Source organism: Streptomonospora arabica (assembly GCF_039531585.1).
In the GTDB taxonomy this organism is placed as follows: domain Bacteria; phylum Actinomycetota; class Actinomycetes; order Streptosporangiales; family Streptosporangiaceae; genus Streptomonospora; species Streptomonospora halophila.
The window spans coordinates 191500-218080 of record NZ_BAAAQI010000003.1; the positions used below are offsets into that span (position 1 = coordinate 191500).

At 73.3% G+C, this 26581-nt stretch carries 22 protein-coding genes and 1 tRNA gene; 8 read left to right on the forward strand and 15 right to left on the reverse strand.

The genetic code is table 11. From position 1 onward, the window contains the following. Positions 1-34 precede the first annotated feature (34 nt). The 3 genes from ABD284_RS06970 to purU form a co-directional block, all read right to left on the reverse strand. Positions 35-409 (reverse strand): hypothetical protein, encoded by a 375-nt coding sequence (locus tag ABD284_RS06970; protein ID WP_344141685.1) that lies wholly within the window; start codon positions 407-409, stop codon positions 35-37. 3 nt (positions 410-412) lie between these two features. Continuing rightward, the gene (locus ABD284_RS06975; protein WP_344141686.1) at positions 413-904 is read right to left on the reverse strand and encodes an Asp23/Gls24 family envelope stress response protein; all 492 of its coding nucleotides are present in this window, start codon (positions 902-904) and stop codon (positions 413-415) included. Positions 905-1264: 360 nt separating this feature from the next. Then, complete coding sequence (purU, locus tag ABD284_RS06980; protein ID WP_344141687.1) at positions 1265-2134, reverse strand: formyltetrahydrofolate deformylase; 870 nt, start codon at positions 2132-2134, stop codon at positions 1265-1267. A 195-nt stretch (positions 2135-2329) separates the two neighbouring features. On the opposite strand from purU, the gene ABD284_RS06985 reads away from it, so the two are divergent. Beyond that, entirely contained in the window at positions 2330-3550 is a 1221-nt protein-coding gene (locus tag ABD284_RS06985) for an alanine racemase (protein ID WP_344141688.1), read from the forward strand. 69 nt (positions 3551-3619) lie between these two features. On the opposite strand, the gene ABD284_RS06990 is transcribed toward ABD284_RS06985, so the two are convergent. Both ABD284_RS06990 and ABD284_RS06995 read right to left on the reverse strand, forming a co-directional pair. Continuing rightward, the gene (locus ABD284_RS06990) at positions 3620-4021 is read right to left on the reverse strand and encodes a DUF3618 domain-containing protein (protein ID WP_344141690.1); all 402 of its coding nucleotides are present in this window, start codon (positions 4019-4021) and stop codon (positions 3620-3622) included. A 16-nt stretch (positions 4022-4037) separates the two neighbouring features. Next, entirely contained in the window at positions 4038-5144 is a 1107-nt protein-coding gene (locus tag ABD284_RS06995; protein WP_344141692.1) for a CDP-alcohol phosphatidyltransferase family protein, read from the reverse strand. A gap of 373 nt (positions 5145-5517) precedes the next feature. Here ABD284_RS06995 and bcp point away from each other — a divergent pair, with 373 nt between their 5' ends. Together bcp and ABD284_RS07005 are read left to right on the forward strand one after the other, a co-directional pair. Further along, positions 5518-6015, forward strand: a complete 498-nt coding sequence (gene bcp, locus ABD284_RS07000) for a thioredoxin-dependent thiol peroxidase (protein WP_344141693.1) — start codon at positions 5518-5520, stop codon at positions 6013-6015. A gap of 239 nt (positions 6016-6254) precedes the next feature. Continuing rightward, positions 6255-6328 (forward strand) — tRNA-Leu (locus tag ABD284_RS07005). Between the two features lie 112 nt (positions 6329-6440). Here ABD284_RS07005 and ABD284_RS07010 read toward each other — a convergent pair. Further along, positions 6441-6929 (reverse strand): MarR family winged helix-turn-helix transcriptional regulator, encoded by a 489-nt coding sequence (locus ABD284_RS07010; RefSeq protein WP_344141694.1) that lies wholly within the window; start codon positions 6927-6929, stop codon positions 6441-6443. Between the two features lie 129 nt (positions 6930-7058). Between ABD284_RS07010 and ABD284_RS07015 the strand changes: the two genes are divergently transcribed. Further along, on the forward strand, positions 7059-7997 hold the full coding sequence (locus ABD284_RS07015; RefSeq protein WP_344141695.1) for an NADP-dependent oxidoreductase: 939 nt from the start codon (positions 7059-7061) through the stop codon (positions 7995-7997). Between the two features lie 425 nt (positions 7998-8422). Here the strand turns inward: ABD284_RS07015 and ABD284_RS07020 are convergent, their stop codons facing one another. The 9 genes from ABD284_RS07020 to ABD284_RS07060 form a co-directional block, all read right to left on the reverse strand. Beyond that, positions 8423-9760 (reverse strand): SGNH/GDSL hydrolase family protein, encoded by a 1338-nt coding sequence (locus ABD284_RS07020; protein WP_344141696.1) that lies wholly within the window; start codon positions 9758-9760, stop codon positions 8423-8425. Positions 9761-9924: 164 nt separating this feature from the next. Next, positions 9925-11364, reverse strand: a complete 1440-nt coding sequence (locus tag ABD284_RS07025; protein WP_344141697.1) for an MFS transporter — start codon at positions 11362-11364, stop codon at positions 9925-9927. Positions 11365-11432: 68 nt separating this feature from the next. After that, positions 11433-12773 (reverse strand): serine/threonine-protein kinase, encoded by a 1341-nt coding sequence (locus ABD284_RS07030; protein ID WP_344142013.1) that lies wholly within the window; start codon positions 12771-12773, stop codon positions 11433-11435. Between the two features lie 381 nt (positions 12774-13154). Then, positions 13155-14501, reverse strand: a complete 1347-nt coding sequence (locus ABD284_RS07035) for a M16 family metallopeptidase (protein ID WP_344141698.1) — start codon at positions 14499-14501, stop codon at positions 13155-13157. A gap of 102 nt (positions 14502-14603) precedes the next feature. Then, positions 14604-15908 carry a M16 family metallopeptidase gene (locus tag ABD284_RS07040; RefSeq protein WP_344141699.1) on the reverse strand — a complete coding sequence of 435 codons (1305 nt, stop codon included), beginning with the start codon at positions 15906-15908 and terminating at the stop codon, positions 14604-14606. 210 nt (positions 15909-16118) lie between these two features. After that, positions 16119-16739, reverse strand: coding sequence for a class I SAM-dependent methyltransferase (locus ABD284_RS07045; protein WP_344142014.1), 621 nt, complete (start codon positions 16737-16739; stop codon positions 16119-16121). Positions 16740-16868: 129 nt separating this feature from the next. After that, positions 16869-18059, reverse strand: a complete 1191-nt coding sequence (locus ABD284_RS07050) for a pyridoxal phosphate-dependent aminotransferase (protein ID WP_425573278.1) — start codon at positions 18057-18059, stop codon at positions 16869-16871. Between the two features lie 59 nt (positions 18060-18118). Beyond that, positions 18119-18493, reverse strand: a complete 375-nt coding sequence (locus tag ABD284_RS07055) for a BlaI/MecI/CopY family transcriptional regulator (protein WP_344141701.1) — start codon at positions 18491-18493, stop codon at positions 18119-18121. 177 nt (positions 18494-18670) lie between these two features. Continuing rightward, a complete protein-coding gene (locus tag ABD284_RS07060) occupies positions 18671-19573 on the reverse strand; it encodes an SDR family NAD(P)-dependent oxidoreductase (RefSeq protein ID WP_344141703.1) in 903 nt (300 codons plus the stop codon). Between the two features lie 777 nt (positions 19574-20350). On the opposite strand from ABD284_RS07060, the gene ABD284_RS07065 reads away from it, so the two are divergent. From ABD284_RS07065 to ABD284_RS07080, 4 genes are all read left to right on the forward strand, one after another. Further along, positions 20351-24043: a multifunctional oxoglutarate decarboxylase/oxoglutarate dehydrogenase thiamine pyrophosphate-binding subunit/dihydrolipoyllysine-residue succinyltransferase subunit gene (locus ABD284_RS07065; protein ID WP_344141704.1), complete on the forward strand. Its 3693-nt coding sequence runs from the start codon at positions 20351-20353 to the stop codon at positions 24041-24043. Positions 24044-24047: 4 nt separating this feature from the next. Next, entirely contained in the window at positions 24048-24230 is a 183-nt protein-coding gene (locus ABD284_RS07070) for a DUF6104 family protein (RefSeq protein WP_344141705.1), read from the forward strand. A 289-nt stretch (positions 24231-24519) separates the two neighbouring features. Continuing rightward, positions 24520-25377: a DUF4097 family beta strand repeat-containing protein gene (locus tag ABD284_RS07075; protein WP_344141707.1), complete on the forward strand. Its 858-nt coding sequence runs from the start codon at positions 24520-24522 to the stop codon at positions 25375-25377. Further along, a complete protein-coding gene (locus ABD284_RS07080; protein ID WP_344141709.1) occupies positions 25374-26507 on the forward strand; it encodes a PadR family transcriptional regulator in 1134 nt (377 codons plus the stop codon). Before ABD284_RS07075 ends, ABD284_RS07080 begins: the two co-directional genes overlap by 4 nt. Positions 26508-26581: the final 74 nt, after the last annotated feature.

A 26581-nucleotide genomic window follows, 5' to 3' on the forward strand; every position in this document is an offset into this window, starting at 1 on the left:
CCCCGCTCCCGCCGGCGGAGGCGGGTGCGCCGTGTCAACCCGCTGCACGACCGCCCTCCTCCACGGCCCCGGCCGCGACCGCGTCCTCGACCGAGACGTGCACCCGGCCGCCGCCCCCGCGGACGGCCGCGTGCACGGCCTCGTGGACGCCGGCCGCGGTGTCGGGGATGGGGCGGCCGAGCGATACGACCACCCCCACCTCGACATCGCCACCGCGCACCGCGACCCCCTCGACGCGGCCGCCGGGCGCGGGTGTCGCCGTGGCGCCGAAAGGTCCCGGCGAAAGGCCGCGGACCCCGGGCACGGCCTGCACCCGCGCGCGGATCCGGCGCGCCAGGGCCGCGGGGTCGCGCTCCGCCGCCCCGGCGGGGTTCGGTGCCGGCGGGCTGTTGAGGCGGTCCGCGTCCATCGCCTACTCGACCCGCGGCTCGGAGTCGTCGGCGTCGCCGCTGTCGTCGTCGGGCAGGTGGATGTCGTCGATGGCGATGTTGACCTCGGTGACCTCCAGCCCGGTCATGTGCTCCACACCGGTGATCACGTTGCGCCGGACCGCGCCCGCAAGGTCGGGAATGGCCACGCCGTACTCGACCACCAGGTCGATGTCGACGGCGGCCTGGCGCTCCCCGACCTCGACGGCCACGCCCTGCGCCGCACTGCCGGTGTTCGCTCCGCCGGTGACGCGGTCGCGGACCGCGCCGAAGGCCCGCGCCGCGCCGCCGCCCATGCGGTAGACCCCGCCGACCTCGCGCGCGGCCATACCCGCGATCTTGGCGACGACGTTGTCGGCGATGGAGGTGCGCCCGCTACCGGTGACCAGGTCGCGGGATCCGCCGGTGCGCGCGGAGCCGCTCGGAGAACCCTCCCGCGCGCTCGGCACCGAGGATTCCGAGGTGGTTTCGGTCATTGTCTGCTCCCGTGGTCGGATCGACCGGCCGAGGCTGCGTCCGCGCCTCGCCGGGGTCCGGTGCGCCGCTGCGGCCGGGCCGCGGCGCATTCGCTGTTGTTCGGTCCACGCCGTCCACACGCCGTGGAGATGTCCCGCTTACGCCCCTGTTCATGTGATCCGCGCCACATGAACACGCCCGCTGAACGGCTTTCACTCTAACGTTACCTAGAGTAATCGGCAATGATCGAAGCGTCACTGGAGCGCGTCGCGAATCGGCGGATGCGGGCGCGGCGCACGGCGGGACCGCAGACGAGGGGAGGGCGCGACACGGGCGCGCACGGCGGAGGAACAGCGGGCGGCGGCCGCCCGCTGCCGGCGTCAGCGGAAGACGACGGTGCGCTCGCCGTTGAGCAGGACGCGGCGCTCGGCGTGCCAGTTGACGGCGCGGGCCAGCGCCAGCGACTCCAGGTCGCGGCCGACGGCGGCGAGCTGCTCGGGGCTGTGCGTATGGTCGACCCGCGCGACCTCCTGCTCGATGATCGGCCCCTCGTCGAGGTCCGCGGTGACGTAGTGGGCGGTCGCGCCGATCAGCTTGACGCCGCGCGCGTGCGCCTGGTGGTAGGGGCGGGCCCCCTTGAAGCTGGGCAGGAAGGAGTGGTGGATGTTGATGATCCGCCCGGACATCTTCGCGCACAGCCCCTCGGAGAGGACCTGCATGTAGCGCGCCAGCACGACCAGGTCGACGTCGTAGGCGTCGACGAGCTCCAGCAGCCGGGCCTCCTGCTCGGCCTTGCTGCCCGCGCTCACCGGCAGGTGGTGGAAGTCCAGGTCGTAGGAGCGGGCCAGGAACTCCAGGTCGGGATGGTTGGAGACCACCGCGGCGATGTCGGCCTCCAGCAGGCCGCTGCGCCGGCGGTAGAGCAGGTCGTTGAGGCAGTGCCCGAACTTGGAGACCATCACCAGCATGCGCGGCCGGACGTCGCGGGGCCGCAGGTCCCACTCCATGTCGAAGTCGCCGGCCAGCGATGCGAACGCGCTGCGCAGCGCGTCCTCACCGGGGGCCGCCTCCTCGGCGGTGAACTGCGTGCGCAGGAAGAAGCGCCCGGAATAGGAGTCGCCGTACTGCTGGCTCTCGGTGATGTTGCACCCGTGCCCGGCCAGGAGGTTGGCCACCCCCGCCACGATTCCTCGGGCGTCGGGGCAGGACAGGGTCAGTACGTACTCGCGTTCGCTCGAACCGGCGCTCATGGGTCGGCGTTCTCCCGGGATAGGCGGGCTGGTGGAGCCGGGACCACCAGAGTAGCCGGGGTTGGCAGGGGACCGTCCCCGGCGGCCCGGCCGGCCCCGGCGCGGCGCGGTCCGGCCGGAACCGGACACCCCGCGGCGCCCGCATTCCCGCCCCGAACATGAATGGCTTTCGGGTTCCTGTGGGATGCTCCGCACATGACGAGTACGACGAGCGTCCGCGAGTACTACGAAAAGGCGACGCGCGAACTCAGCGCCCCCTTCGCGATCGTCGACATGGCCGCCTTCCGCGCCAACGCCGCCGGCATCGCGCAGCGAGCGGCGGGCACGCCCGTCCGCGTCGTCAGCAAGTCGATCCGCTGCCGGCACCTGCTCCGCGAGGCGCTGGCCCGGCCGGGCTTCGCCGGTGTCATGGCCTTCACCCTGCCCGAGGCGCTGTGGCTGGCCGGCGGGGACTCCGGCGACCCCGTCAGCGACGACATCCTGGTCGCCTACCCCACCGCCGACACCCGCGCCCTCGCACGGCTGGCCGCCGACCCGCGGGCGGCGGGGCGCATCACCCTGATGGTGGACGACACCGCGCACCTGGACATGATCGAGGCCGCCGGGCCCGACCCCGCGCACCCGGTCAAGGTCTGCATCGACGTCGACACCAGCTGGCAGCCGCTCGGCCCCCGGCTGCGGATCGGCGCCCACCGCTCCCCCGTGCGCACACCCGCCCAGGCCGCGGCGCTGGCGCGGGCGATCACGGCCCGCCCCGGTCTGCGGCTGGACGGCATCATGGCCTATGAGGCGCAGATCGCCGGGGTGGGCGACGCACCGCCCGACCGCCCCCTGTACGGACGCACACTGCGGTGGGTGCAGCACCGCTCCCGCATGGAGCTGGCCCGGCGCCGCGCCGCCGTCGTGCGCGCCGTGCGCGGCGTCGCCGACCTGCGCTTCGTCAACGGCGGCGGCACCGGCAGCGTGCACACCACGCGCCGCGAACGCGCCGTCACCGAGGTCGCAGCGGGATCGGGGTTCTACCAGCCGCGGCTCTTCGACCACTACACGGGCTTCTCCGGGCGACCGGCGGCGCTCTTCGCGCTCCCCGTGGTGCGCCGCCCCGGGCCCGGCGCGGCGACCGTGCTGGGCGGCGGCTACCTCGCCTCGGGCGCGCCCGACGCCGGCCGGCTGCCGCAGCCCTACCTGCCCGCCGGGCTGTCGTACAGCCCCGCGGAGGGCGCCGGCGAGGTGCAGACGCCGCTGCTGGGCGCCGCCGCCGACACGCTCGCCGTCGGCGACCTGGCCTGGTTCCGCCATGCCAAGGCGGGCGAGCTGTGCGAGCGGTTCTCGCACCTGCACCTGGTCGAGGGCCCCGAACCCGCCGAGGTCACCGCCGTGCCCACCTACCGGGGTGAGGGCCGTGCGTTCCTGTGAACGCGCAACGGCGCCCCGCGATGCGGAGCGCCGTTGCGGAGTCGGGGGAACGCGTCGAAAACCCGCGGCCTAACCCCTGCGGCGGCGGCGCACCATCGCGGCCACGCCGACCGCCACGACCACACCCACTCCCGCGCCCAGGATCAGCACCTCGGGCGCGAGGCGGCCGCGCGAGGTGTAGGTGGAGACGACCTCGTCGTCGCCGCGCAGGCGGACACTGCCCTCGGGCGGCTCCACGACGTGGCTGTCCAGCCGCACCGCCCGGCCGCCGACCACCAGCGCCCGGGCCTCGTCGGCGAGGTTCGAACCGGCGCCGCGGACGCGCTTCCAGCTGCGCCGGGCGACGTTGGCGGGCTTGGTGCGGGCGACGATCCCGTCGAGCGCCTCGGACAGCCTCCGCTGCCGCCGCTCGATCTCGGCCTGCACACCCGCGGCGTCCCGCGGCAGGGGCGCGGACTCGCGTTCCTCCATGAAGAGCTTCCTTCCGCTATCGCAGCGTCGCCTGGGACGGGCCGGGGGCCGGACCCGGCTGCGCGCCGGTGACCGCGTCGCCAGGGGCGGGCGGGAGGCCCAAGGCGCCTTCGATACCGTCCACTACGCGGAAGAAGTCCCGCGTGGACAACCACAGTTTATAGACCAGGGCCGCCTCGAAAGCGAGCAGTGAAACACCCGCCGCCACGACGAACCAGGCCATTCCGGACGTGGAGAACACCGCCACGAGTGGCGCGATCACGAACACCGCTACCTGGAACTCGATCCCGCTCACCAGGTGGGTGCGGATGCGCCGCGCCCGCAGGAAGTCCCAGAACCGCTGGTACCAGGGGAAGCGCGTGTGGAACTCCCGGTGCAGGTCGACGCGGGGCAGGCGCACATCGGGGTGCTTGCCCGCGTCGCGGTCGTAGCGGCTCTCCTTCTCGGTCTGGGTCTGCAGTATGTGCTCCAGCACCGAGATCCCGTGGCGCAGCACCGCCTGCTCGCCCTGGTCGCTCAACGGCCGGCCGTCCCGGCTCGACGCGATGCCGTCCGCGCCGGACCCGGCGTCCTCGTCGGGCTCCAGCATCGAGAGCGTCGCCCGCGCGCGCTCCAGCGCCGCCGCCAGGCGCGAGCGCATCTCCCGGCGCACCGTGTAGACCTGCAGCGCGTTGAGGTAGCGCAGCATGTCGACGAAGACCACGGCCAGTGCGAGCCAGACGAAGCCGACCTGGCCGGTCAGCACGTACTGCCCGCCCATCAGCGCGATGGCGCAGACCAGCACCCGGAACCGGTCGAAGACGTAGTCCATCCAGGAGCCGAACAGGCTCTCCCGGTCGGCGAGGCGGGCGAGCTTGCCGTCCATGCAGTCGACCAGGAAGCACAGGTAGTACAGGACCGCGCCCAGCAGCAGGAACTGCCACTGCCCGACGGAGAACGCGGCGGCCGCGCCCAGACCGAGGAACAGAGCGGTGACGGTGAGCTGGTTGGGCGTGATCGAGGTGCGGTTGGCGACGAAGCGCACCGCCGGAACGGCGATGGGGTCGACCAGCCACACCGTCCACCAGGAGTCGCGCGCCCGCAGCGTGCGCTCCTTGACCTCGTCCAAAGTGAAACCAGTCATCGTCGGTTCGAACTCCCACACGCGAAGCGGATGTGCTCCACCCCGGCGGACGCCGGCCGAGCCCGCGCGGCCCGGGGTGTGCCGCACGAGTCTACGCAGCAGGAGCGGCCCCTGGGGGATCCACCGAGTGCGCAGGTGCCGACCACCATAGGGGATGACCGGCGACTCCGGTCCCCGGGCCGCGGCGCGCACCGTGTCGGGAAGGGCCGCCCGCGTGCCGGACGCCCGTGCCCGGGGGCGCCCCGTGCCCGGAACGACACCATAGGCTGGAGTCGCCTCCGCGGCGGCTTCGCCGGCCCGCGGCGGCCGCACGGCCGGTTCTCCGCCGAGCACGCGGGCGAACAGGCAGCCAAGCAGAGGAGCAAGGAGACCAGTGAGCGAGTCCAGCGAGTCGACCGCCCGGCTGCGCCCGGGCGACCCCGCGCCCGAGTTCACCCTCACCGCCGCCGACGGCTCCGACGTCGGCCTCGGCGAGGTGCTCGCCTCCGGCGGCAAGCGCGTGGTGCTGTACTTCTATCCGGCCGCCATGACGCCCGGCTGCACCACTGAGGCCTGCGACTTCCGCGACAACCTGCGCGAGTTCGAGGACGCCGGCGTCGCCGTCCTGGGCGTGTCGCCCGACGCCCCCGAGAAGCTCGCGCAGTTCCGCGAGCAGGAGGGCCTGACCTTCCCGCTGCTGAGCGACCCGGGCAAGGAGGTCCTGCGGGCCTACGGCGCCTTCGGCGAGAAGAAGAACTACGGCAGGGTCGTCCAGGGCGTCATCCGCTCGACCTTCGTCATCGACCCCGACGGCACCGTGGCCAAGGCCTTCTACAACGTGAAGGCCACCGGCCACGTCGAGCGCGTCAAGCGCGAGCTGGGCCTGGCCTGAGCGCCCGCGGCGCTCAGGCCCCCGCGGGCGCCTGGCGCCGACAGGGGCCCGCGCGTCCGCGATCGGTGCGCCGGGGCACCCCGGCGGGCGCCTTCCTTCCGGCGGGTGCGACGGCGCCGCCCGGCCGCGGCGCCGTCCGGCCCGACCCACTTGCGCTCGGGCTCCGCCGGTGCCACCCTCACTCAGACGGCCGACTCGCCCGCCCGCACCCGGGCGCCCGCGCGCGAGACCGCCGTTTCGGGGCCGTAGCCCAACGGCAGGAGGCAGCAGGTTTAGGACCTGTACAGTGCGGGTTCGAATCCCGCCGGCCCCACACAGCACGCCGGCTCACCGCGTCCGCCGGGAGCCGGGCACTCGGATGAGCGGCCCCGCCGCGGCCCGCGGCCGTTCGCGGCCGTGCCGGGTCGGCGCCGGAACCGCGGCGTTCAGGTGGCGCGCCTGCGTGAGGCCGCCGAGCGGGGCGGCTGGGCACGCATGTGGTCGCGGACCCGGGCCATGATGTCGCCGAGAGCGTGCAGGTCCCGGTCGGAGAGCGGATCGAACAGCAGGCCGCGTGCGACCCGGACGTGCCCGGGCAGGACCTTGTCGACCCGGGCGACGCCGTCCTCGGTGATCGTGACCAGGGTGGAACGCTGGTCCTCGGGGCTGGGCCCGCGCGTGACCAGGCCCGCCTTCTCCAGCAGTCCCGCCTGGTGGGTCAGGCCGCTGCGGCTGTAGACGACGCCGTCGGCCAGCTCGGTCATCGTCAGCCGCCGTTCCGGGGCGCCGGCGAGGCGGGCCAGCAGCTGGAACTGGACGTAGCTGAGGTCGCCTTCCGCCCGCAACTGCTGCTCGACGGCATGCTGCAGCAGGCTGACGGCCTCCATGAGCGCGAAATACGTCTCAAGCTGTTCGGGTTCCAGGGCATCGGCCATCCCTCCATCCTAGTTGCTTCGCCTTCGAAGCATTGTGACGAGCACCACTCCGCACGCCCATTTGCTTCGACATCGAAGCGAAGTAGGCTGAAATCACTTCGACATCGAAGCAATTTCAAGGAGGACGACATGAAGGCAGTGCGCTACCACCGGTACGGCGACAGCGACGTGCTGGTCTACGAGGAGGCCGAGCGTCCGGCGCCCGGCCCGGGGCAGGTGCTGGTGAAGGTGGCCGGGACCTCGTTCAACCCGGTCGACGCGGCGATCCGCGGCGGCGCCCTGCACGAGGTGTTCCCGCTGGCGATGCCGCACGTCCCGGGCATCGACGCGTCCGGGACCGTCGCGGAGCTCGGCGCCGGGGTCGAGGGACGCCGGGTCGGCGACGCCGTCGTGGCGTTCCTCCCGATGACCGCCGACGGCGCGGCCGCCGAGTACGCGCTCGCTCCCGCCGAGGCGCTGGCCGCCGCGCCGCGAACGGTCGCGCGGGCCGACGCCGCGGCGCTGCCCGCGGTCGGTCTCACGGCGTGGCAGTCCCTGTTCGAGCTCGCCGAAGTCCGGGCGGGGCAGAGCGTGCTGGTCAACGGCGCCGGCGGCGCGGTCGGCGCCTACGCGGTCCAGCTCGCCGAGCACGCAGGAGCCGTCGTCACCGCCACCGCGAGTGCGCGCAGCGCGGACCGCCTGCGCGACTACGGCGCCGACCGCATCGTCGGCCACATCGACTACACCGCCGCCCCCTTCACGGTGGAGGGGGCGCCCTTCGACGCCGTGCTCAACCTGGCGCCCACCACGCCGGAGGAGATCGCGGCCCTCGCCGGACTCGTCGCCGACGGCGGCGCCCTGGTCAGCACCACGACCCCGCCGCCGGAGGAGCCCCGACGCGGGGTGCGCACCGCGCGCGTCCTCGTCCGCAGCGACGCCGACCAGCTCGCCGAACTGGTCTCCCGGGTCGACGCCGGGCGGCTGCGGATCGACGTCGCCGACCGGCGCCCGCTGGCCGACCTGCCCGCCGTCCACGCCGACGCCGCCGCCGGCCGCCTGGCCGGAAAGACCGTGCTGATCCCCGCGTGAGGAGCGCCCGGCCCGCACCGCGCCGCCTCAGGATTCCGGCGCTCAGTGGAGAGGAGTCCGGTCCCGGTCCGCCCGCCGCGCCGCCGAACGCGCGGCGGGCGCACGTGGGGGGCGGCACTCGGCGGGCGCGTCCGTGCCGCGCCCGCGGAGGCCGACCGCGGAGTCTTCCGGGCCCGCGGGACCGGCGACGTTGCCGTGGCGCCCGCCGAGCGGCCGCTGCAGCCGCTCGGCCTCGCCGTCAGGGATGCCGCCGCGCAGCCGGCGGTCGTCATCGGCCTGCTCGATCCGCCGATCGCCTCGCCTGCCGGGCTGAGATCGCCGTGGTGCCCGGCCGCTGACGAGCCGTGGGCCGGATCCGGGAGGCGAAGGCGGGGCATGCGGGCGCGGGCGCTGCGGCGCTCGCGCGGCGGGGTCGGGGACCCGCCTCAGCGGCGGTGCCGGGACGGCCGGTCGTCCGCCCCCGGGCTCGCCGGTATCAGGCGGTCGAGGTCGACCGCCGCGGCCATGGCCCGGGTGCCCGCATCGCCGGGGTGGAGCCCGTCGCCGCTGTCATAGGCCGGGGCCAGGCGCTGCGGGTCCCCGGCCGAGGCGGTGGCCGCGGCGAAGTCGACGACGGCGTCGAACTCGCCGCTGGTGCGGATCCACGCGTTGACCTCGTTCCAGGTGGCCTGGCGCTGCCGGGTCCAGATCGCCGAGCCTTTGAAGGGCAGCAGCGTGCCGCCGGCGATCCGAAGACCGCGGGCGTGCACGCGCTCGACGACCTCCCGGTAGCCCGCGATGATGTCCTCGGCGCCCGTGCCGTGGCCGATGTCGTTGATGCCTTCGAGCAGCACGACCGTGCGGACGCCCGACTGGCCGAGGACGTCGCGGTCCAACCGGTCCAGGGCGCCGACGCCGTAGTAGGGCTCCCCCTCGCGCGCGCCCAGCAGCAGGTTGCCGCCCAGGCCGGCGTTGGCGACCGACAGGGTCGGGCCCTCGACCGCGTTGAGCCGGCGGGCCAGATGGTCGGGCCAGCGCCGGTTCGCGTTGCCGGTGGTGGCCGCGGTGTCGGTGATCGAGTCGCCGAGGGCGACCACGGTGCCCACCACGTCGCCGCTCGGCTCGACGTCCACGCCGCTGGTCAGCATCCAGCAGGGCGTCGAGGAGAAGCCCTCGCCGGAGGCCTCGGCGGTGGCATCACCCTCGGCGAGGAAGTTGCCCTGGGCGGTGAAGGGGTGGTTGGTCACCGGGCCGGTCGCCTCGGGTGCGTAGACGCTGACGAGCAGCGTGGACAGCGCCTCGACCTCCAGGCGCACCGGGTCGCTGAAGACCTCGGCGCCGGCCGGGATCTTCACCCCGGCGCCGCCGTCGAAGGTCAGGGGGCGCACGCTGCCGGGTACGGCGGCGGCGCCGTCGTCGTGGACCGCCACCGACGCGCCGCCCACGCGCACCGGGCGCTCGCCGAAGGCGTTGGTCAGGCGCACGCGCACCCGGTCGCCGCCGGCGCTGAGGAAGACGACGTTGCGCACGGTCCGGTTGCGCAGGCCGTCGCCGGCGGGGCAGTCGCTCCCGGGGATGTCGCCGCCTTCGACCGGGCTCGCGGCCCAGCCGGTCACCCAGTCGCCGGCCCGGTGGTGCCGGGGGTCGCCGGCGACGCCGCCGGCGCCGAGGCCCAGGAGCAGCAGCGCGCTCAACGGCACGGTCAGGGCCGGCAGCAGCGCCCCGCGCCGCCCCGTGCGGCGTCGACCGCCGGTGGCGCGTGGGCTATCCGGGGCAGGCGCCATCACGTCTTCTCCAGAGGGGTGCGGGGGATGACGGGGGTGTGTGCCACCGGGGTCGCTGAACCGGTTCAGAGCATACCGCCGCACACGCAGCGCGACCAGTGGCTCCGCGCACGGCATCCGGCACGCCGAAGCGCCCCGCGCCTGCGCGCGGGACGCTCTCGGACCTACGTCGAGGTGATCGCCTTCTTGCTCAGCGGCGACGCGATGTCCTCCAGGGAGCTGCGGGCCACCTCCAGGCCGATCACCCAGTGTACGAGCCCGCCCCCGATCATCAGTCCGGCCCCCAGGAAGTAGCCGATGGCGACCTGGGAGACGTCGCCGCTCCCGACCAGGCGCCCGAACAGCGCGGGGCCCGCGATGCCGCCCAGTGCGGTGCCCACCGCGTAGAACAGGGCGATGGCCTGCGGCCGGGTCTCCATCGGGAAGATCTCGCTGACGGTCAGGTACGCCGAGCTCGCCCCGGCGGAGGCGAAGAAGAACACCACGCACCAGCACAGTGTCACCGTCACCGCGCTGAGCACTCCGGCCTGGAGCAGCAGCCCGGTGCCCACCAGCAGCAGCCCCGAGCCGATGTAGGTGCCGGCGACCATCGGCTTGCGGCCCAGAGTGTCGAACAGCGGCCCCAGCAGCACCGGCCCCAGGAAGTTGCCCAGCGCCAGCGGGATGATGAACAGCGGCGCCGTTCCCGAGGAGACGCCGAAGAACGTCGTCAGCACCAGGGCCTGGGTGAAGAACACGGCGTTGTACAGGAACGCCTGGCCCGCGAACAGAGCGAGGCCCACGACGGTGCGGCGCGGGTAGGTGGCGGCGATGGTGCGCGCCAGCTCGCGGAACGAGGTCCGCTCGCGCTGCTCCAGCGTCAGCGTGCCCTGGGGCTCGGGGAGGGTGTCGCGGCCGGCCTCGCGCTCCACCTCCTCCTCGATCGAGCGCACCACCTGCTCGGCCTCCTGGTCGCGGCCGTGGATGATCAGCCAGCGGGGGCTCTCGGGCACGATGCGCCGCACGACCAGGATGATCAGACCGAGCACGCCGCCCGCGGCGAACAGCAGCCGCCAGCCCAGGAACTCCGGCAGGATAGACGGATCGAGCAGCGGATAGGCCATGGCCGCGCCCGCGGCGGCGCCCAGCCAGTAGGAGCCGTTGACCATCAGGGCGACACGGCCGCGCAGCCGCGCGGGCACCATCTCGTCGATCGCGGAGTTGATGGCCGCGTACTCGCCGCCGATGCCGAAGCCCGTGAAGAACCGGCACGCGTAGAACCAGAGGGCGTTGCCGGAGAGCGCGGTCAGCACCGTCGCCGTCAGGTAGACGCCCAGTGTCACGAGGAAGATCCGGCGCCTTCCGTAGCGCTCGGTGAGGTGGCCGAAGTAGAGCGCTCCCAGGCAGGCGCCCACGACGTAGATGGAGGCGGCCAGGCCGACCTGGCTCTCGGAGATGCCGAGCCCGCTGGCCTCCTCGGTGATGCGCGATCCGATCGCGCCGACGATGGTCACCTCGAGACCGTCGAGGATCCAGACGCTGCCCAGGCCGATGAGGATGAGCCAGTGCCAGCGCTGCCATGGGAGGCGGTCGAGTCGGGCGGGGATGTCGGTGGTGACGCTCATGCCCTGCCGCTGTCCGCGCGCGGGCGGATGTAACCCGCGGGCTTTTGACGCGCTCCCGCCCCGCGCCGCTACGTGCGGAAGAGCAGCGCCCAGAGGACGACGCCGAGCAGCAGCAGCACACCCGCCACCACCGCCAGCACCACCGGCAGCGAACTACCCTCGCGGTGCTTGCCCGAGCTGGTCAGCCCGAGAGTGTCGGTGGAGTCGCGGATCGAGGTCAGCAGGTGGCCGACCGACTCGGGCCGGTGGCGCTGGATGCGCTCGTGCAGGTGGGAAACCGAGTCGGAGACCTGGTCCTGCAGGTCCGAGACCGACTCCTGGAAGGAGTTGCGCAGCAGGTGCGCGCCCTGGCGGAAGTGCTCGCGCGCCGACCCGGAGTCGTCCTCCTCGAAGGCTCCCCCGTCGTCTGCACCGAGTGTTTCGCCCTCCTCGTCGGTCTCCTCGGCCTCACCGCCGGCGGCGGAGTGCTGCGCGCCGCCGCCTCCGCGGGCGCCGTCGCCGGTGTCGCGGTCGCCGTGGGCGTCCTCCCGGGCCGGGCGCGGGACGATCGGCTGGGCGCCGGTCGCGGCGGTCTTGGCCGCGGTCTCGGGGCTGGTCTCGGGCGCCCACGGCGCGAGCGCGGCGATGCGCAGCATCTTGGTCGCGTTGTCGGCCGTGAGCCGGTCGCCCGGCTGGACGTGCAGCAGCCCGGCCAGAACCGGGGCGAGCGGACCGGCGTTCTGCGCCGCCGGCGGGTCGTCCAGGTCGGCGCCCTTGAGGATGCGGATGTAGCCCTTGCGGTCGTAGGGCGGGTGGCCTTCGACGGCGGCGTAGAGCGTGGCGCCCAGCGACCACAGGTCGGACTCGGGTCCCACCGGGCCCGCCTTGGCGCGCTCGGGCGGGATGTAGGAGGGCGAGCCGATGATGCGGCCGGAACTGGTCAGCGCGGACTCGCCGGTCCAGGCGGCCAGCCCGAAGTCGGTCAGTACGACCCGGCCGTCCTCGCTGATCATCACGTTCTCGGGCTTGACGTCGCGGTGCACGATGCCGTCGTCGTGGGCGACCCTGAGCGCGTCGATCAGCTGCAGGCCGATCTCGGCGACGCGCTGGTAGGGCAGCGGACCGGCCACGTCGATGATGCCCGCGAGCGTGCGCGCGTCGATGTACTCCATGACGATCCACGGGCGGTCGTCCTCGTCGACGACGTCGAGCACGGTGACCACGCCGGGGTGGGCCAGCCGCGCCGCCACACGCGCCTCGCGGGTGGTGCGCTGGAGCAGGCTCTCGCGCTCGGCCGCGCTGAGGTCGTCGGGCAGGCGCAGCTCCTTGACCGCCACCCGGCGGTCCAGCACCAGGTCGGTCGCGCGCCAGACGGTGCCCACACCGCCGCGGGCGATCTCGTCGGCGAGCTCGTAGCGCCCCTTCAGCACGCGGTGCGGAGTTCCGGTGTCGACGGCCGCCGCGGCCGAGTGCGTGTCAGCGCTCTCGGGCCGTTCGGCTTCGGGCCGCTCCGCTTCGGGCTTCTCTATGGAGGACACGGTCAGTCAACGAGTCTCATCACGGCCACGCTGGCCTCCTGCGGGCTCTTTCGGTCGCATCGAACGGCACGGGACCCCGCGCTACAGGTGCACGGATCACCGTTTATACCAGGCGCTGCCGACGTCCAAGCAGGTGGTTGCCGGATCAGCGTCGTTTAGGTTCGGTTTTGTTATGTCCTCCCCAAGGGACTCCATGCACGTTTCCAACCGTTCTTTACCAACAGTCACGGTCGGTACACAGGAGCCGCCCGGGAAGGGCGGGTCCCGGCCGGGTCAGCTCCAGAGGGTCTCGGGGTCGCGCACGGTGACCGGACCCGCGCCCGCTTCGGCCAGCGGGCCCTCCAGACGCTTGGCGTCGCCGGCGATCACGGTCACCATCTCGCTCGGGCGCAGGTACTCCTGCGCGGCCCGGGCGAGGTCGTCGGCGGTGAGGGCCTCGAAGCCGGCCCGCAGCCGGTCGATGTGGTCCTCGGGCAGGTCGTGCACGACCATCTCGACCAGGGCGCCGGCCAGGCTGCGCGCCGTGGAGTAGGTCACCGGCAGCCCCACCGTGTTGGACTCGCGCACCGCCGACAGCTCGCCCTCGGTGACGCCGTCGGTGCGCAGCCGCTCGATCTCGGCCAGCGACGCGGTCAGCGAGTGCGCGGTCGTCTCGGTGTCGACCTGGGTGCTGACCAGGAACACCCCGCTGTCGCGGCGCAGGTCGAACCGGCAGCCCGCACCGTAGGTGTAGCCCAGCCGCTCGCGCAGTTCCAGGTTCAGCCGCGAGGTGAACATGCCGCCCAGCACGTCGCTGACGCCGTCGGCGCGCGGCAGGTCCACCTGCGAGCGCGCCGGAGCGCGGTGAGCCATCAGCAGCGCCGACTGCACCGAGTCGGGCCGGTCGAGGACCACCACGCGCGGAAGCTCGCCCGGCGCCGGCCCCGGAGCCGTCGGCTCGGCGTCCTGCGGGGCGCCGGCGTCGCCGAACACCGCCGAGCCCAGCTCCTCCAGGTCCACCCCCGACAGGTCGCCGACGACCACCAGGGTGCCCGCCACCGCCGCGATGGAGGAGGCGTGGAAGTCCCGGACCGTCTGCGGATCGACGCTCTTCAGGCGCTCGGGCGCGCCGCTGAGCGGGGTGGCGTAGCGGCCGGTGAACAGCTGCCCGCCGACGGCGCGGGTGGCCAGGGTCGAGGGCACCGAGGCGTCCAGCCAGAAGCGCTCCAGGATCTGGTCGCGGCGGCGCAGCACGTCCTCGTCGCGCAGCGCCGGGCTGCGCACCGCCTCGGCCAGCAGAGCGGTGGCGTCGTCGAGCCGGTTCGCCGGCGCGTCCACGCCGGTGATGAAACCGTCCCAGGTGACCCGCGAGACCCACTCGGCGCCGTGGCGCTCCAGCGCGGGGGCCAGCGAGCTGTTGCCGTGGACGCCGTCCTCCAGCGCCTCGTTGGTGAGCGCGGCCACGCCCATGCTCTCCGGCGCCTCGGCGGCGCCCCCGGAGGGGTGGACCAGGCGGACCGATGCGAAGGCCTGGCCGGGGACGTCGATGGCGACCACGGTGCCGCCGCCCACGGTCAGGCGTCGCGGCTTCGGGAACGTATAGGGCTTCGGGGCACCGAGGTCGGGGCGTGTCTGCAGCATGCGGGTGACGACTCTCTCGTGTAGCGGGCGAAGGCGCCGGCGGGCGGACCGGACGGACGTGGCCCGGTGCGGGGCGCCGCGCGGCGCCCCGCACCGCGGTGGTCAGGCCGCGGGTTCGGCCGCGGACTCGGGGTCGAAGCGGACCGAAAGCCTGTTCTCGGGCACCAGCAGCCGCTTGGCCAGGTCGACGACGTCCTCGGCGGTCACGGAGTTCCAGCGCTGGGGCCAGGTGAAGGCGAGCTCGGGGTCGCCGAAAAGCTGGGTGCTGGAGCCGATGGTGTCGGCGAGTCCGCTGGGGTGCGACAGCGCCTGCATGTGGTCGCGCTCCAGCACGGCGCGGGCGCGCTCCAGCTCCTCGTCGGAGACGCCCTCGCCGAGGGTGCCGATCTCCTCGATCATGGCGGCCTCCAGCTCGTCGCCGCTCACGCCCTCGCGCGCGATCATGTTGGCCAGCATCAGGCTGGAGGTGTAGCGGAACGGCAGCAGGTCGGCGGCGGCGCCCCCGTCGTCGGCGGCCAGGCCCCGCTCCAGCACCAGGCGGCGGTAGAGCCGGCTGCCCTGCCCCTGGCCGAGGACCGCCGAGGCCAGGTGCATCACGTCGAAGTCGCGCTCGCCGTAGGGGCCGACGCGGAAGCCCAGGAAGACCCCGGGCGCCGGAACGGTCTCGACCACGCGCTCGGCGACCGGCCCGCCGATCAGGCCGGTGAGTGCGGCGTCGGGCGCCTCGGCCGCCGCCGGGCGCGCCGGGATCGCGCCGAAGTAGCGCTCGACCCGGTCGCGCACGTCCTGCGGGTCGAGGTTGCTCACGACCGTCAGCACGGCGTTGTCGGGGCCGTAGTGGCGCCGGTGGAAGTCGAGCACGTAGTCCAGGTCCGCGGCGTCCAGGTCGGCCATGGAGCCGATGGTGGCGTGGTGGTAGGGGTGGCCCTCGGGGTAGCCCAGCCGCAGGATGCGCTCCAGCGCGGTGCCGTAGGGCTGGTTGTCGTAGCGCTGGCGCCGCTCGTTCTTCACGACGTCGCGCTGGTTGTCCAGGACCTCCTGGGACATGCCGTCGCGCAGTGTGGCCAGGCGGTCGGCCTCCAGCCACAGCACGAGGTCCAGGGCGTGCTCGGGCACGGTCTCGTAGTAGTTGGTGCGGTCGGTGGAGGTGGAGGCGTTGATGTCGCCGCCGAGCCGCTCGACGGCGTCGAAGTGCTCGCCCTTGGCCACGTTGCCGCTGCCCTGGAACATCAGGTGCTCGAAGAGGTGGGCGAAGCCGGTGCGCCCGGGCGCCTCGAAGCGGGACCCGATCCCGTACCACAGGTTGACGGCGGCGACCTGGGGCGTCGACGCCGGTGCGGTCACCAGGCGTAGTCCGTTGTCCAGCGTGAATTGGTCGACCCGTCGCGCCGCGCCGTTGGTGGTCACCTGTTCCTGCACCCCTTGCCCGCACGTCGTTGAACTGCGTTCTCGTCTGTGCCAGAGCCTATGTGCTCGGGCACGTCCGCCGATACAGAAGGCCGCAGGAATCGGGGGTTCCGGCCGCGACCGGAACCGCCGGGGATTCGGGGCGCGGCCGATCCGCGGGCCGGCGGACCGGTCCGCCGGCCGCACCGGCGCCTGCGGGACAGCGCACCGCTAGGCGACGCGCGTGAGCAGGCGAAGGGAGCCCTGCGCGCCCGTCTCGGTGAACGCGCCGCTGTCCAGGGCGCGGCGGTAGACGTTGTAGGGCGGCCGGCCGCCGTCGGCGGGGTCGGGGAAGACGTCGTGGATGGCCAGCGCGCCGCCCGGAGCCAGGTGCGGGGTCCAGCTCTCGTAGTCGGTCCGCGCGGCCTCCTCGGTGTGGCCGCCGTCGATGAAGAGCATGCCCAGCGGGGCCGACCACAGCCGCGCGACGTCGGCCGACCGCCCCACCACCGCGACCACGTGGTCCTCCAGGCCGGCGGCCGCCATGGTGCGGCGGAACTCGCGCAGCGTGTCCAGCCGGCCGGTGACCGGGTCGACCAGGCCGGGGTCGTGGTACTCCCAGCCCTGCTGGTGCTCCTCGGAGCCGTGGTGGTGGTCGACGGTCACGACCGTGCCGCCCGCCTGCCGCACCGCCGCGCCCAGGAAGACCGCGGACTTGCCGCAGTAGGTGCCGATCTCCAGCACCGGGCCGAGCGGCGCGTGGGCGAGCGCCGCGGCGTGCAGCGCCAGCCCCTCGTCGGTGGGCATGAAGCCCTTGGCGGCCTCGGCCGCGCGCAGCGCGTCGGCGGGCATGTCCGCGGACGGGGTCGTGGTCACGGGTGCCTCCCGGAGTCGTCGGCGTTGGTCCGCTGCGGGTCGGGACGGGACGCGGCGTGCCGCGGGCGCCCGCCGTGCCGGCGGCGGCCTGCGGCCGGCCCCGGTTCAGCGTCCGAACGCGGCGGTCAGGCGCTCCACGGCGGTGTCGAGCACCTCGTCGCGCTTGCAGAACGCGAACCGCACGAGGTGGCGGCCCTCCTCGGTGTTGTCGTAGAGGACCTGCGCCGGGACCGCCGCGACACCGGCCGTGTGCGGCAGCGAGCGGGCCAGCTCGATGCCGTCGCCGTAGCCCAGCGGACGGATGTCGGTGATGACGAAGTAGGTGCCCTGGGGCCGCAGGACCTCCAGGCCCGCCGTACGCAGCCCCGCGCACAGCCGGTCGCGCTTGGCCTGCAGCGCGTCCCGCTGGCCCAGCACCCAATCGCCCTCGTCGCGCAGCGCGTCGGCCACGGCCAGCTGGAGGGCGCCGTTGGCGGTGAAGGTGAGGAACTGGTTGACGGTGCGGGCCGCGCGCACCAGCGGCTCCGGCCCCATGACCCAGCCGGTCTTCCACGCGGTGACCGAGAACGTCTTGCCCACCGACGAGACCGCCAGGGTGCGCTCGGCCATGCCGGGCAGGGTCGACAGCGGGACGTGCTCGGCGCCGTCGTAGACCAGGTGCTCGTAGACCTCGTCGGTGAGGGCGATCAGGTCGTTTTCGCGGCACACCCGGGCGATCGCCGACAGCTCGTCGCGGGTGAAGACGGTGCCGGTGGGATTGTGCGGCGTGTTCACGATGATCATGCGGGTGCGCGGGCCGACGGCCGCGCGCAGTTCGGCCGGGTCGAAGGTGAACCGGCCGTCGGCGGCCGGGTCGGGCCGCAGGGTGACGGCACGGCGCACCCCGCCGGCCAGCGCGATCACAGCGGCGTAGGAGTCGTACATCGGCTCGAAGACCACGACCTCGTCACCGGCTTCGACCAGGCCCAGCACGCCTGAGGCGATGCCGGCGGTGGCGCCGACGGTGATGTACACCTCGGCGGCGGGGTCGAGGTCGATCCCGTAGCGCCGCCTGCGGTCTGCGGCGACGGCCGCACGCAGCTCGGGGCGCCCGGGTCCGGGCGGATACTGGTTGACGCCTTCGCGGATGTGCCGCGCGGCGGCCTCCAGCAGTGAGGACGGTCCGTCGGTGTCGGGGAATCCCTGCCCGAGGTTGACGGATTCGGTCTCGGTGGCCAGGCGGCTCATCTCGGCGAAGACGGTTTCGCCGAACGGGCGCATGCGCGTGACAAGGGGTTCGTCCACACCGGGCAGCATAGACGCCGGGCCGCGTGGCGCTCACGGCCCGGGGGCGCCCGGGGCGCTGCGGGGCGGGGTCACAGGGCGCGGGTGCGCTGGGCGCGGACCTCGCTGAGCACGTCGCACAGGCGGGCCATGTCCTCGTCGCTGAAGCTCTCGACGAAGCGCAGCATGGTGGTCCCCGGGTCGCCGCAGCCGCTGAACACCTCGCTCATCACGCGTGCGGTGTGCTCCTCGCGGGACTCCCGCGGCCAGTAGAGCCAGGCGCGCCCGGCCTTCTCCCGCTCCAGCAGGCCCTTGTGGTACAGGATGTTGGTGACCGTCATGACGGTCGTGTAGGCGACGTCGCGGTCGTAGTCCATGGACGCGCGGACTTCGCGGACGGCCAGCGGGCGGTCCGACCGCCACAGCGCGTCCATGATGGCGGCCTCCAGTTCGCCGAACTCCCTCATCGCCACCCTCCCCGGCTTCGTTCCGCCATGGTAGAAGCGCCGGGGGCCGCCGCGCGGGCAAACGGTGAGCCGGGTACCGATACGGTCCCGCGACCTGCGTTGGCGCGGCGATACCGGTTCGCACGCACCGCGGCGCCACCGTTTCGCCGGGGAGGGGCGCCGCTTCGGGCCGGAGGCTCAGCCGCCGCTGCCGCGCATGTGCACGCGCGCCTGCTCGCTGAAGTCGCGCGGGATGACGTAGGGCCGCTCGGCGTTGACGTCGGGCCAGATGTCGCGCAGGTCCTCGGCCGTGCCGCCGCCCAGCTCGGCGCCGGGCCCCTCGGCCAGGAAGATCCGGGCGACGCGCCCGCCGCCCACGGAGTAGACCTCGCCGGAGGTCTCGCAGTCCTCGTGGGCCAGCCACACCACGGCCTGGCTGACACGCTCCGGCGCCAAAAGCTCCTTCGGACCCTCCGGGAGCACGCCCTCGGTCTGCGGCGTGCGCGCCAGCGGGGCGACGGCGTTCGCGGTGATGTCGTACTTGGCGCCCTCGATGGCCACGGTCTTGGTGAGGCCGAGGACGCCCATCTTGGCCGCGGCGAAGTTGCTCTGCCCGAAGTTGCCGAACAGCCCGGAGGGCGACGCGGTGTTGACGATGCGCCCGTAGCCGTTGCCGCGCATGTAGCCGAAGGCGGCGCGGGTGACCAGGAATGTGCCGCGCAGGTGGACGCCGACCACCGCGTCCCACTCGGCGACGCCGATGTTGCGGAAGGCGCGGTCGCGGAGGATGCCCGCGCTGTTGACGACGACGTCGACGCGCCTGTAGGTGTCCACGGCGGTCTCGACCAGCGAGCGGGCGCCCTCTTCGGCGGTGATGTCGTCGACGCTGACACACGCGGTACCGCCCTTGGAGCGGATCGTCTCGGCGGTCTCCTCGGCCGCCGCCACCGGGTCGGCGCCGGGGTCGTCGGCGCCGGTGCCGGTGTTCTCGCTGACCACGACCTTGGCGCCGCGCGCCGCGAGTCCGAGGGCGTGGGCGCGGCCCAGGCCGTGCCCGGCGCCGGTGACGATCGCGACGCGCCCGTCGAACCGCAACTCCATGTCCGCTCGTCCCCCCACAGTCGGTGTGCGGCGGGGCGGGCCGGTCCCGATCGCCGACCGGCGCCCCGCTCCAAGGCTCCCGGGTCTCATACCCGCTGTGCGGTCCGGACTCCCGCGGGGTGCGCCGCCGCCTCGCCCGATCGTGCCGCACGCCGGTGCCGCGCGGCGGCCCGCGCGCCGGCGCGGCCGGCGGCGCGGATCCGGCCCCGCGGGCCGGACAAGCACCGTGCGCGGCCCGGACCTGCTCCCTCTCCCGGCGAAACCCCCGTGTCTCGCCGGGGTCGGGACCAGCCGTCCTGTCCGGACCGCGCACACTACGTGAGACGCCGGTCCGCTGGATCCGGTTCCGGGCAATTCCCCGGCCGCGCCAGGATTGAGCGCATCCGCGAACGGGCATGGTGAGCGGCGCACACCGGCCGAACCCGATCCACCGCTTCCTCCCGACCGCATCTCGCCGGTCCTCCGCGGAACCGCCTCGCGCGCGTCGTGCAGCCGCGCGCCCGCCGTCGCCCCGACGGGCCTCCGGGACACGAAAACCGCAGGTCAGGTCAAGCGGACACCATGACAGTGTGAATCATTGTTAGCAATCTCCCAGTCCGTTACCGGCCTCGGGTCCCCATCGGCGTGCCTGGACAGCTAGCCTGTTACCCGAGATTGCTGACCGGGCGTGTGCTCCGGCGGCTCACTGCGAGCCGCTTGTGCCGGCCCGCCCCGAGGAGCGGCCATCTCGCCATACACACATTCACAAGCGAGCTGCGGAAGAGGGCGATCTCCGCCGTGTCGTCTGAGGCGTCTCAACCCCTGACAGATTTCGGCCCGAACGAGTGGTTGGTCGAGGAGCTCTACCAGAAGTACCTCGACGACCCGAACTCGGTTGACAAGGCATGGTGGAACTTCTTCGCCGACTACAAGTCCGGCGTTCCCCAGGCCAACGGAACGGGCAAGGGTGCAGCGGCCACGGGCACCCAGTCCGCTCCGGCGGACTCGGAGGCCACCAAGGGCGGCAAGGCCGCCGAGCCCAAGCGCGCGGCGTCCGCATCGGGCGACGGGAAGGGAAAGTCCGGGACCGGGCAGGACGCCGAGGGCGAGAAGCCCGTCGACGAGTCACTCAAGGTCACCGAGGAGCGGCTGCGCGGCGCGCCCGCGCGTACGGCCGCCAACATGGAGTCCAGCCTCGCGCTGCCCACCGCGACCAGCGTGCGCGCGGTGCCGGTCAAGCTGCTGTTCGACAACCGCATCGTGATCAACAACCACCTGCGGCGCGGGCGCGGCGGCAAGGTGTCCTTCACCCACATCATCGGCTACGCCATGGTGAAGGCGCTGGAGTCCCTGCCGGAGATGAACCACTCCTACGCGGAGGTCGACGGCAAGCCGGGCGTGTCCAAGCCCGAGCACGTCAACTTCGGGCTGGCGATCGACCTGCAGAAGTCCGACGGCACGCGGCAGCTGGTGGTGCCCAGCATCAAGTCCGCGGACAAGATGGACTTCAAGGAGTTCTGGACCGCCTACGAGGACCTGATCCGCAAGGCCCGCAACAACAAGCTGGGCGTGCCCGACTTCCAGGGCACCACCATCAGCCTGACCAACCCCGGCGGCATCGGCACCGTCCACTCGGTCCCGCGCCTGATGCCCGGCCAGGGCACCATCCTGGGCGTGGGCTCGATGGAGTACCCCGCCGAGTTCCAGGGCGCGGCTCCCGAGACCCTGAACAACCTCGCGGTCAGCAAGGTCATGACGCTCACGTCGACCTACGACCACCGCATCATCCAGGGCGCCCAGTCGGGCGAGTTCCTGCGCCGCATCCACCAGCTGCTGCTGGGCGAGGACGGCTTCTACGACGAGATCTTCCGGTCGCTGCGGCTGCCCTACGAGCCCGTGCGCTGGACCCAGGACATCTCGGCCGGCGAGAACCAGCTCGACAAGACGAGCCGGGTCCAGGAGCTCATCCACGCCTACCGGGTGCGCGGCCACCTGATGGCCGACACCGACCCGCTGGAGTACCACCAGCGCCGCCACCCCGACCTGGACATCCTCCAGCACGGCCTGACGCTGTGGGACCTGGAGCGCGCGTTTGCCACCGGCGGGTTCGGCGGCAAGCAGCTGATGAAGCTGCGCGACGTGCTGGGCGTGCTGCGCGACACCTACTGCCGCACCGTCGGCATCGAGTACATGCACATCCAGGATCCCGAGGAGCGCGAGTGGATCCAGGCGCATGTCGAGCGCGAGCACGAGAAGGTCAGCCGCGACGAGCAGCTGCACATCCTGCGCCGGCTGAACAACGCCGAGGCCTTCGAGACCTTCCTGCAGACCAAGTACGTCGGCCAGAAGCGGTTCTCGCTTGAGGGCGGCGAGTCCCTGATCCCGCTGCTGGACGGGGTGATCACCCGCGCCGCGAAGGCGGAGCTGGACGAGGTCGTCATCGGCATGGCCCACCGCGGCCGGCTGAACGTGCTCGCCAACATCTGCGGCAAGTCCTACGGGCAGATCTTCGGCGAGTTCGAGGGCAACCTCGACCCCCGCAGCGCCCACGGCTCCGGCGACGTCAAGTACCACCTGGGCACCGAGGGCACGTTCGAGACCCCCGACGGCGACAAGATCGCGATCTCGCTGGCGGCCAACCCGAGCCACCTGGAGACCGTGAACCCGGTCGCCGAGGGCATCGTCCGCGCCAAGCAGGACGTGCTGGACAAGGGCCCGCACGGGTTCACCGTGCTGCCGCTGCTGGTGCACGGCGACGCCGCCTTCGCCGGGCAGGGCGTGGTGGCCGAGACCCTCAACCTGTCGCAGCTGCGCGGCTACCGCACCGGCGGCACGGTGCACGTCATCGTCAACAACCAGGTCGGGTTCACCACCTCGCCGGCCGACAGCCGCTCCAGCGTCTACGCCACCGACGTCGCGCGCATGGTGCAGGCCCCGATCTTCCACGTCAACGGCGACGACCCCGAGGCGGTGGTGCGGGTCGCCCAGCTGGCCTACGACTACCGGCAGTCCTTCAACAAGGACGTCGTGATCGACCTGGTCTGCTACCGGCGCCGCGGCCACAACGAGACCGACAACCCGGCTTTCACCCAGCCGCTGATGTACGACGTGATCGACGCCAAGCGCTCCACGCGCAAGCTCTACACCGAGGCGCTGATCGGGCGCGGCGACATCACGATCGAAGAGGCCGAGCAGGCGCTGCGCGACTACCAGGAGCAGCTGGAACGCGCCTTCACCGAGACCCGCGAGGCCGGCCGCAAGCCGATCGAGCCGGGTGCGGTCATCAAGCCCGAGGTGTTCGACGAGGGCCGCATCGACCACGCGTCGGTCGAGAGCGCCATCACCGGCGAGGTCGTCAAGCAGGTGGTCGACACCCAGGTGAGCCTGCCCGAGGGCTTCACGCCGCACCCGCGGCTCAAGCCGCAGCTGCAGCGCCGCGCCCAGATGCTCGAGGACGACGCGCTCGACTGGGCCACCGGCGAGATGCTGGCGTTCGGTTCGCTACTGCTGGAGGAGCACCCGGTGCGCCTGGTCGGCCAGGACACCCGGCGCGGCACGTTCGGCCAGCGGCACTCGGCGCTGGTCGACCGCGACTCCGGACAGGTGCACACCCCGCTGAAGCAGTTCGACAAGGGCACCTCGAAGTTCTACGTGCACGACTCGCTGCTCAGCGAGTACGCGGCGCTGGGCTTCGAGTACGGCTACTCGGTGGTGCGCCCCGACGCGCTGGTGGCCTGGGAAGCCCAGTTCGGCGACTTCGTCAACGGCGCCCAGACCATCATCGACGAGTACATCAGCGCCAGCGAGCAGAAGTGGGGCCAGCGCTCCAGCGTGGTGCTGCTGTTGCCGCACGGGTACGAGGGCCAGGGGCCCGACCACTCCTCGGCGCGCATCGAGCGGTTCCTGCAGCAGTGCGCGCAGGAGAACATGACCGTGGCGCTGCCGACCACCCCGGCGAACTACTTCCACCTGCTGCGCTGGCAGGTGAAGTCGCAGTACCGCCGCCCGCTGGTGGTGTTCACGACGAAGGTGATGCTGCGGCTGAAGGCCGCCACCTCGCCCGTCGCCGACTTCACCTCGGGCGCGTTCCAGCCGATCATCCCCGACACCACGGGGCTCGACCCGAAGAACGTGCGGCGCGTGGTGCTGTGCTCGGGCAAGATCTACTACGAGCTCGACGCCGCCCGGAAGCGCACGGGCGACACCAGCACGGCCCTGGTCCGAGTCGAGCGGCTCTACCCGCTGCCGGCCGAGGAGATCCGCCAGATGCTCTCGGGCTACCCCGAGGCCGGCGAGGTGCTGTGGGTGCAGGAGGAGCCGGCGAACATGGGCCCGTGGCCGTTCGTGGCGCTGGTGTTCTCCGAGCAGCTCGACCGCCCCTTCACCCGGGTCTCGCGCCCGGCGAGCTCGGCCCCCGCGGCCGGCTCGGGCAAGCGGCACGAGGTCGAGCAGCAGGCGCTGATCAACACCGTCTTCCCGCCGGCGGACTAGGCCGATGTACTTCACCGACCGGGGCATCGAGGAGCTGGAGCGGCGGCGCGGCGAGGAGGAGGTCTCCCTCGCCTGGGTCGCCGACCAGCTGCGCACCTTCACCGACCTCCACCCGGAGTTCGAGACCCCCGTCGAGCGCCTGGCCACCTGGCTCGCCCGCCTCGACGACGAGGACGGGGACGAGTAAGCAGCACGCGCGGCGGCGCCGCCGCGCGTGAGCGCCGCACGGCGGCCGCGAGAGCGATCGGGGCACCGGGCCGGGTTCGGTCCGGTGCCCCGCCGCGTATCGTCCGGCGGTCCGCCGCGCGGGCGGGTGCGCGTGGAGGCGCGGGCGCGCCCCGGACCTTAGGGGGCCACCGGGGGCGCACCCCGAGCCGACCCGGACTCCTCCCCCGATATCTCACGACATATCTTGAAGTGCGGGGAGTCGCGACATATCGTGAGTCCAACAGCGGTTCGAGCCGAAAGGTATCCCGATGGCGCGTTGGACCATCGACCAGCCGACGACACGCACTCTGGACGGGATCGTGGCACTGCGCGTCCGGGTCATCGGCGGTCACGTCAACATCCTGCCCACCGACGACCCGGTGACGTTCGAGGTCTCCGACGTCTCCGGCGAGCCCGTGCTGGCCACGCAGGAGGCCGGCATCCTGACCGTCACCTACGACGACCTCACCGGCAGCGGCCTGCTGGACCGGCTGCGCCCGGTGCAGCTGTCGGGCTACCGGGGCATGGCACGCCGCTCGGCCACCGTCAGCCTGCAGGTGCCGCGCGACTGCCCCGTCGAGGTCACGACCCTCTCGGCCCCGGTCGTGGTGGCCGGGCTGAGCGGCAAGACCCAGATCCGCACGGCCTCGGGCGACATCACGCTGGACGGGCTCACCGGCGAGACCGAGATCAACACCGTCTCCGGCAACGTCGCGGCCCGCGACCTGCAGGGCAGCCTGCACTTCAACACGGTCCGCGGCCAGGTCGCGGTCGCCGGGGGGCGCCTCTACGACCTCACCGGAAAGAGCGCGTCGGGCCAGTTCCTCGGCGATGTGGACGTGGCGCCGGCGGGCCGGGTCCGTCTGGGATCGGTCTCCGGCGAGATTGCGCTGCGGGTGCCCGCCGAGACGTCGGCGACCGCCGAGCTGCGCTCGGCGACCGGCAAGCTGGACTCCGACTTCGCCCTGGAGCGCCGCGACCAGCGGGCCCGGGGCAGCCTCGCCGGCAAGATCGGCAGCGGGGTCGACCCCGCCGGCATCACCGCCACGACCGTTTCGGGCGCCGCCTCGCTTCTGCGCCGCGAGCCCGACGCCCCCGCAGCGATCCCGAGGGGGAACGACCAATGAGTACCATCTTCGGCCACGGACGCCTGCGGCTGTACCTGCTGAAGCTGCTGGACGAGAGCCCGAGGCACGGCTACGAGATCATCAGCCTGCTGCGGGACCGCTTCCTGGGCGTCTACTCGCCCTCCCCCGGGACGATCTACCCGCGCCTGGCCCGCTTGGAGGAGGAGGGCCTGGTCACCCACGAGGAGGTCGACGGCCGCAAGGTCTACCGCCTCACCGACAAGGGCCGCGAGGAGCTGCACAGCCGCAGCGCCGACATCGACGACCTCGAACGCGAGATCACCGACTCGGTGCGCGACGTCGCCGAGGCCGTCCGCGAGGACGTGCGCCACACGATCAGCTCGCTGCGCGAGGAGCTGAAGGGCGGCGGCGCGGGCCGCAGGCCGCGCGGCGAGGGCGCCGGCGGGTCCGGGGAGTCCGGAGCGGCCGGCGGCGGATCGGAGTCGGCACGCGGCGGCGAGAGCGGCGGCGACCGCGAGCACGCGTCCCGCGGCTCGCGGTGGACGCGCGACTGGGAGCGCTTCGCTCAGGGCTTCGGCGGCGCCTGGGGCAAGCGCTCGGGCGAGCGGCCCGAGTTCGACCAGGCGCTGCGCGACTTCTCCGAACGCGTGCGCGACGTGGTGCGCGAGGCCGGCCAGGTCGGCGAGTCGGCGGCGCACGACCTGCGCAGGATTTTGGACGACACGTTCGAGACCATCCGCCGCGACGTCGGCAACTGGGGGCCGCGCGACCAGGCCGAGCGCGAGGAGGACGACCGCTGCCGCGGCGGGTCCACGGGGTCGTCCCCTTGCGGCGCCGACGCGGCCGACGACTCCGCCGGCGGCGCGGCCGAGGACACCGGTACCGGGAAGGCCGGAGCGGCGTCAGGCTCGGCCGGGCCCGACGGGGGCGCGTCCTCAGGGGCCTCCGGGCCCTCCGAGGGCGCCGCGGGGCCGGCCGACCCCTGGAGCACGGCGGTCGGCGGCCAGGCTGAGGGTGGCGGCGAAGGCGGCGGCGAGGCGCAGGGGGCGCACGGACGGCACGAGGCGCCCGCAGGCGAGCGGGACGGGGACTCCGGGAGCGCCGACGACCCGTGGGGCAGGGCGGTGAACGAGGACGGCGACCGCCGCGACGGCGGCTCCGCGTCCTGAAACCGGCGGCCCGGACGCCCGACCGGTCCGGCGAAAGGGGTGTCCCCGCGCGCGGCGCGGGGACACCCCCCTTC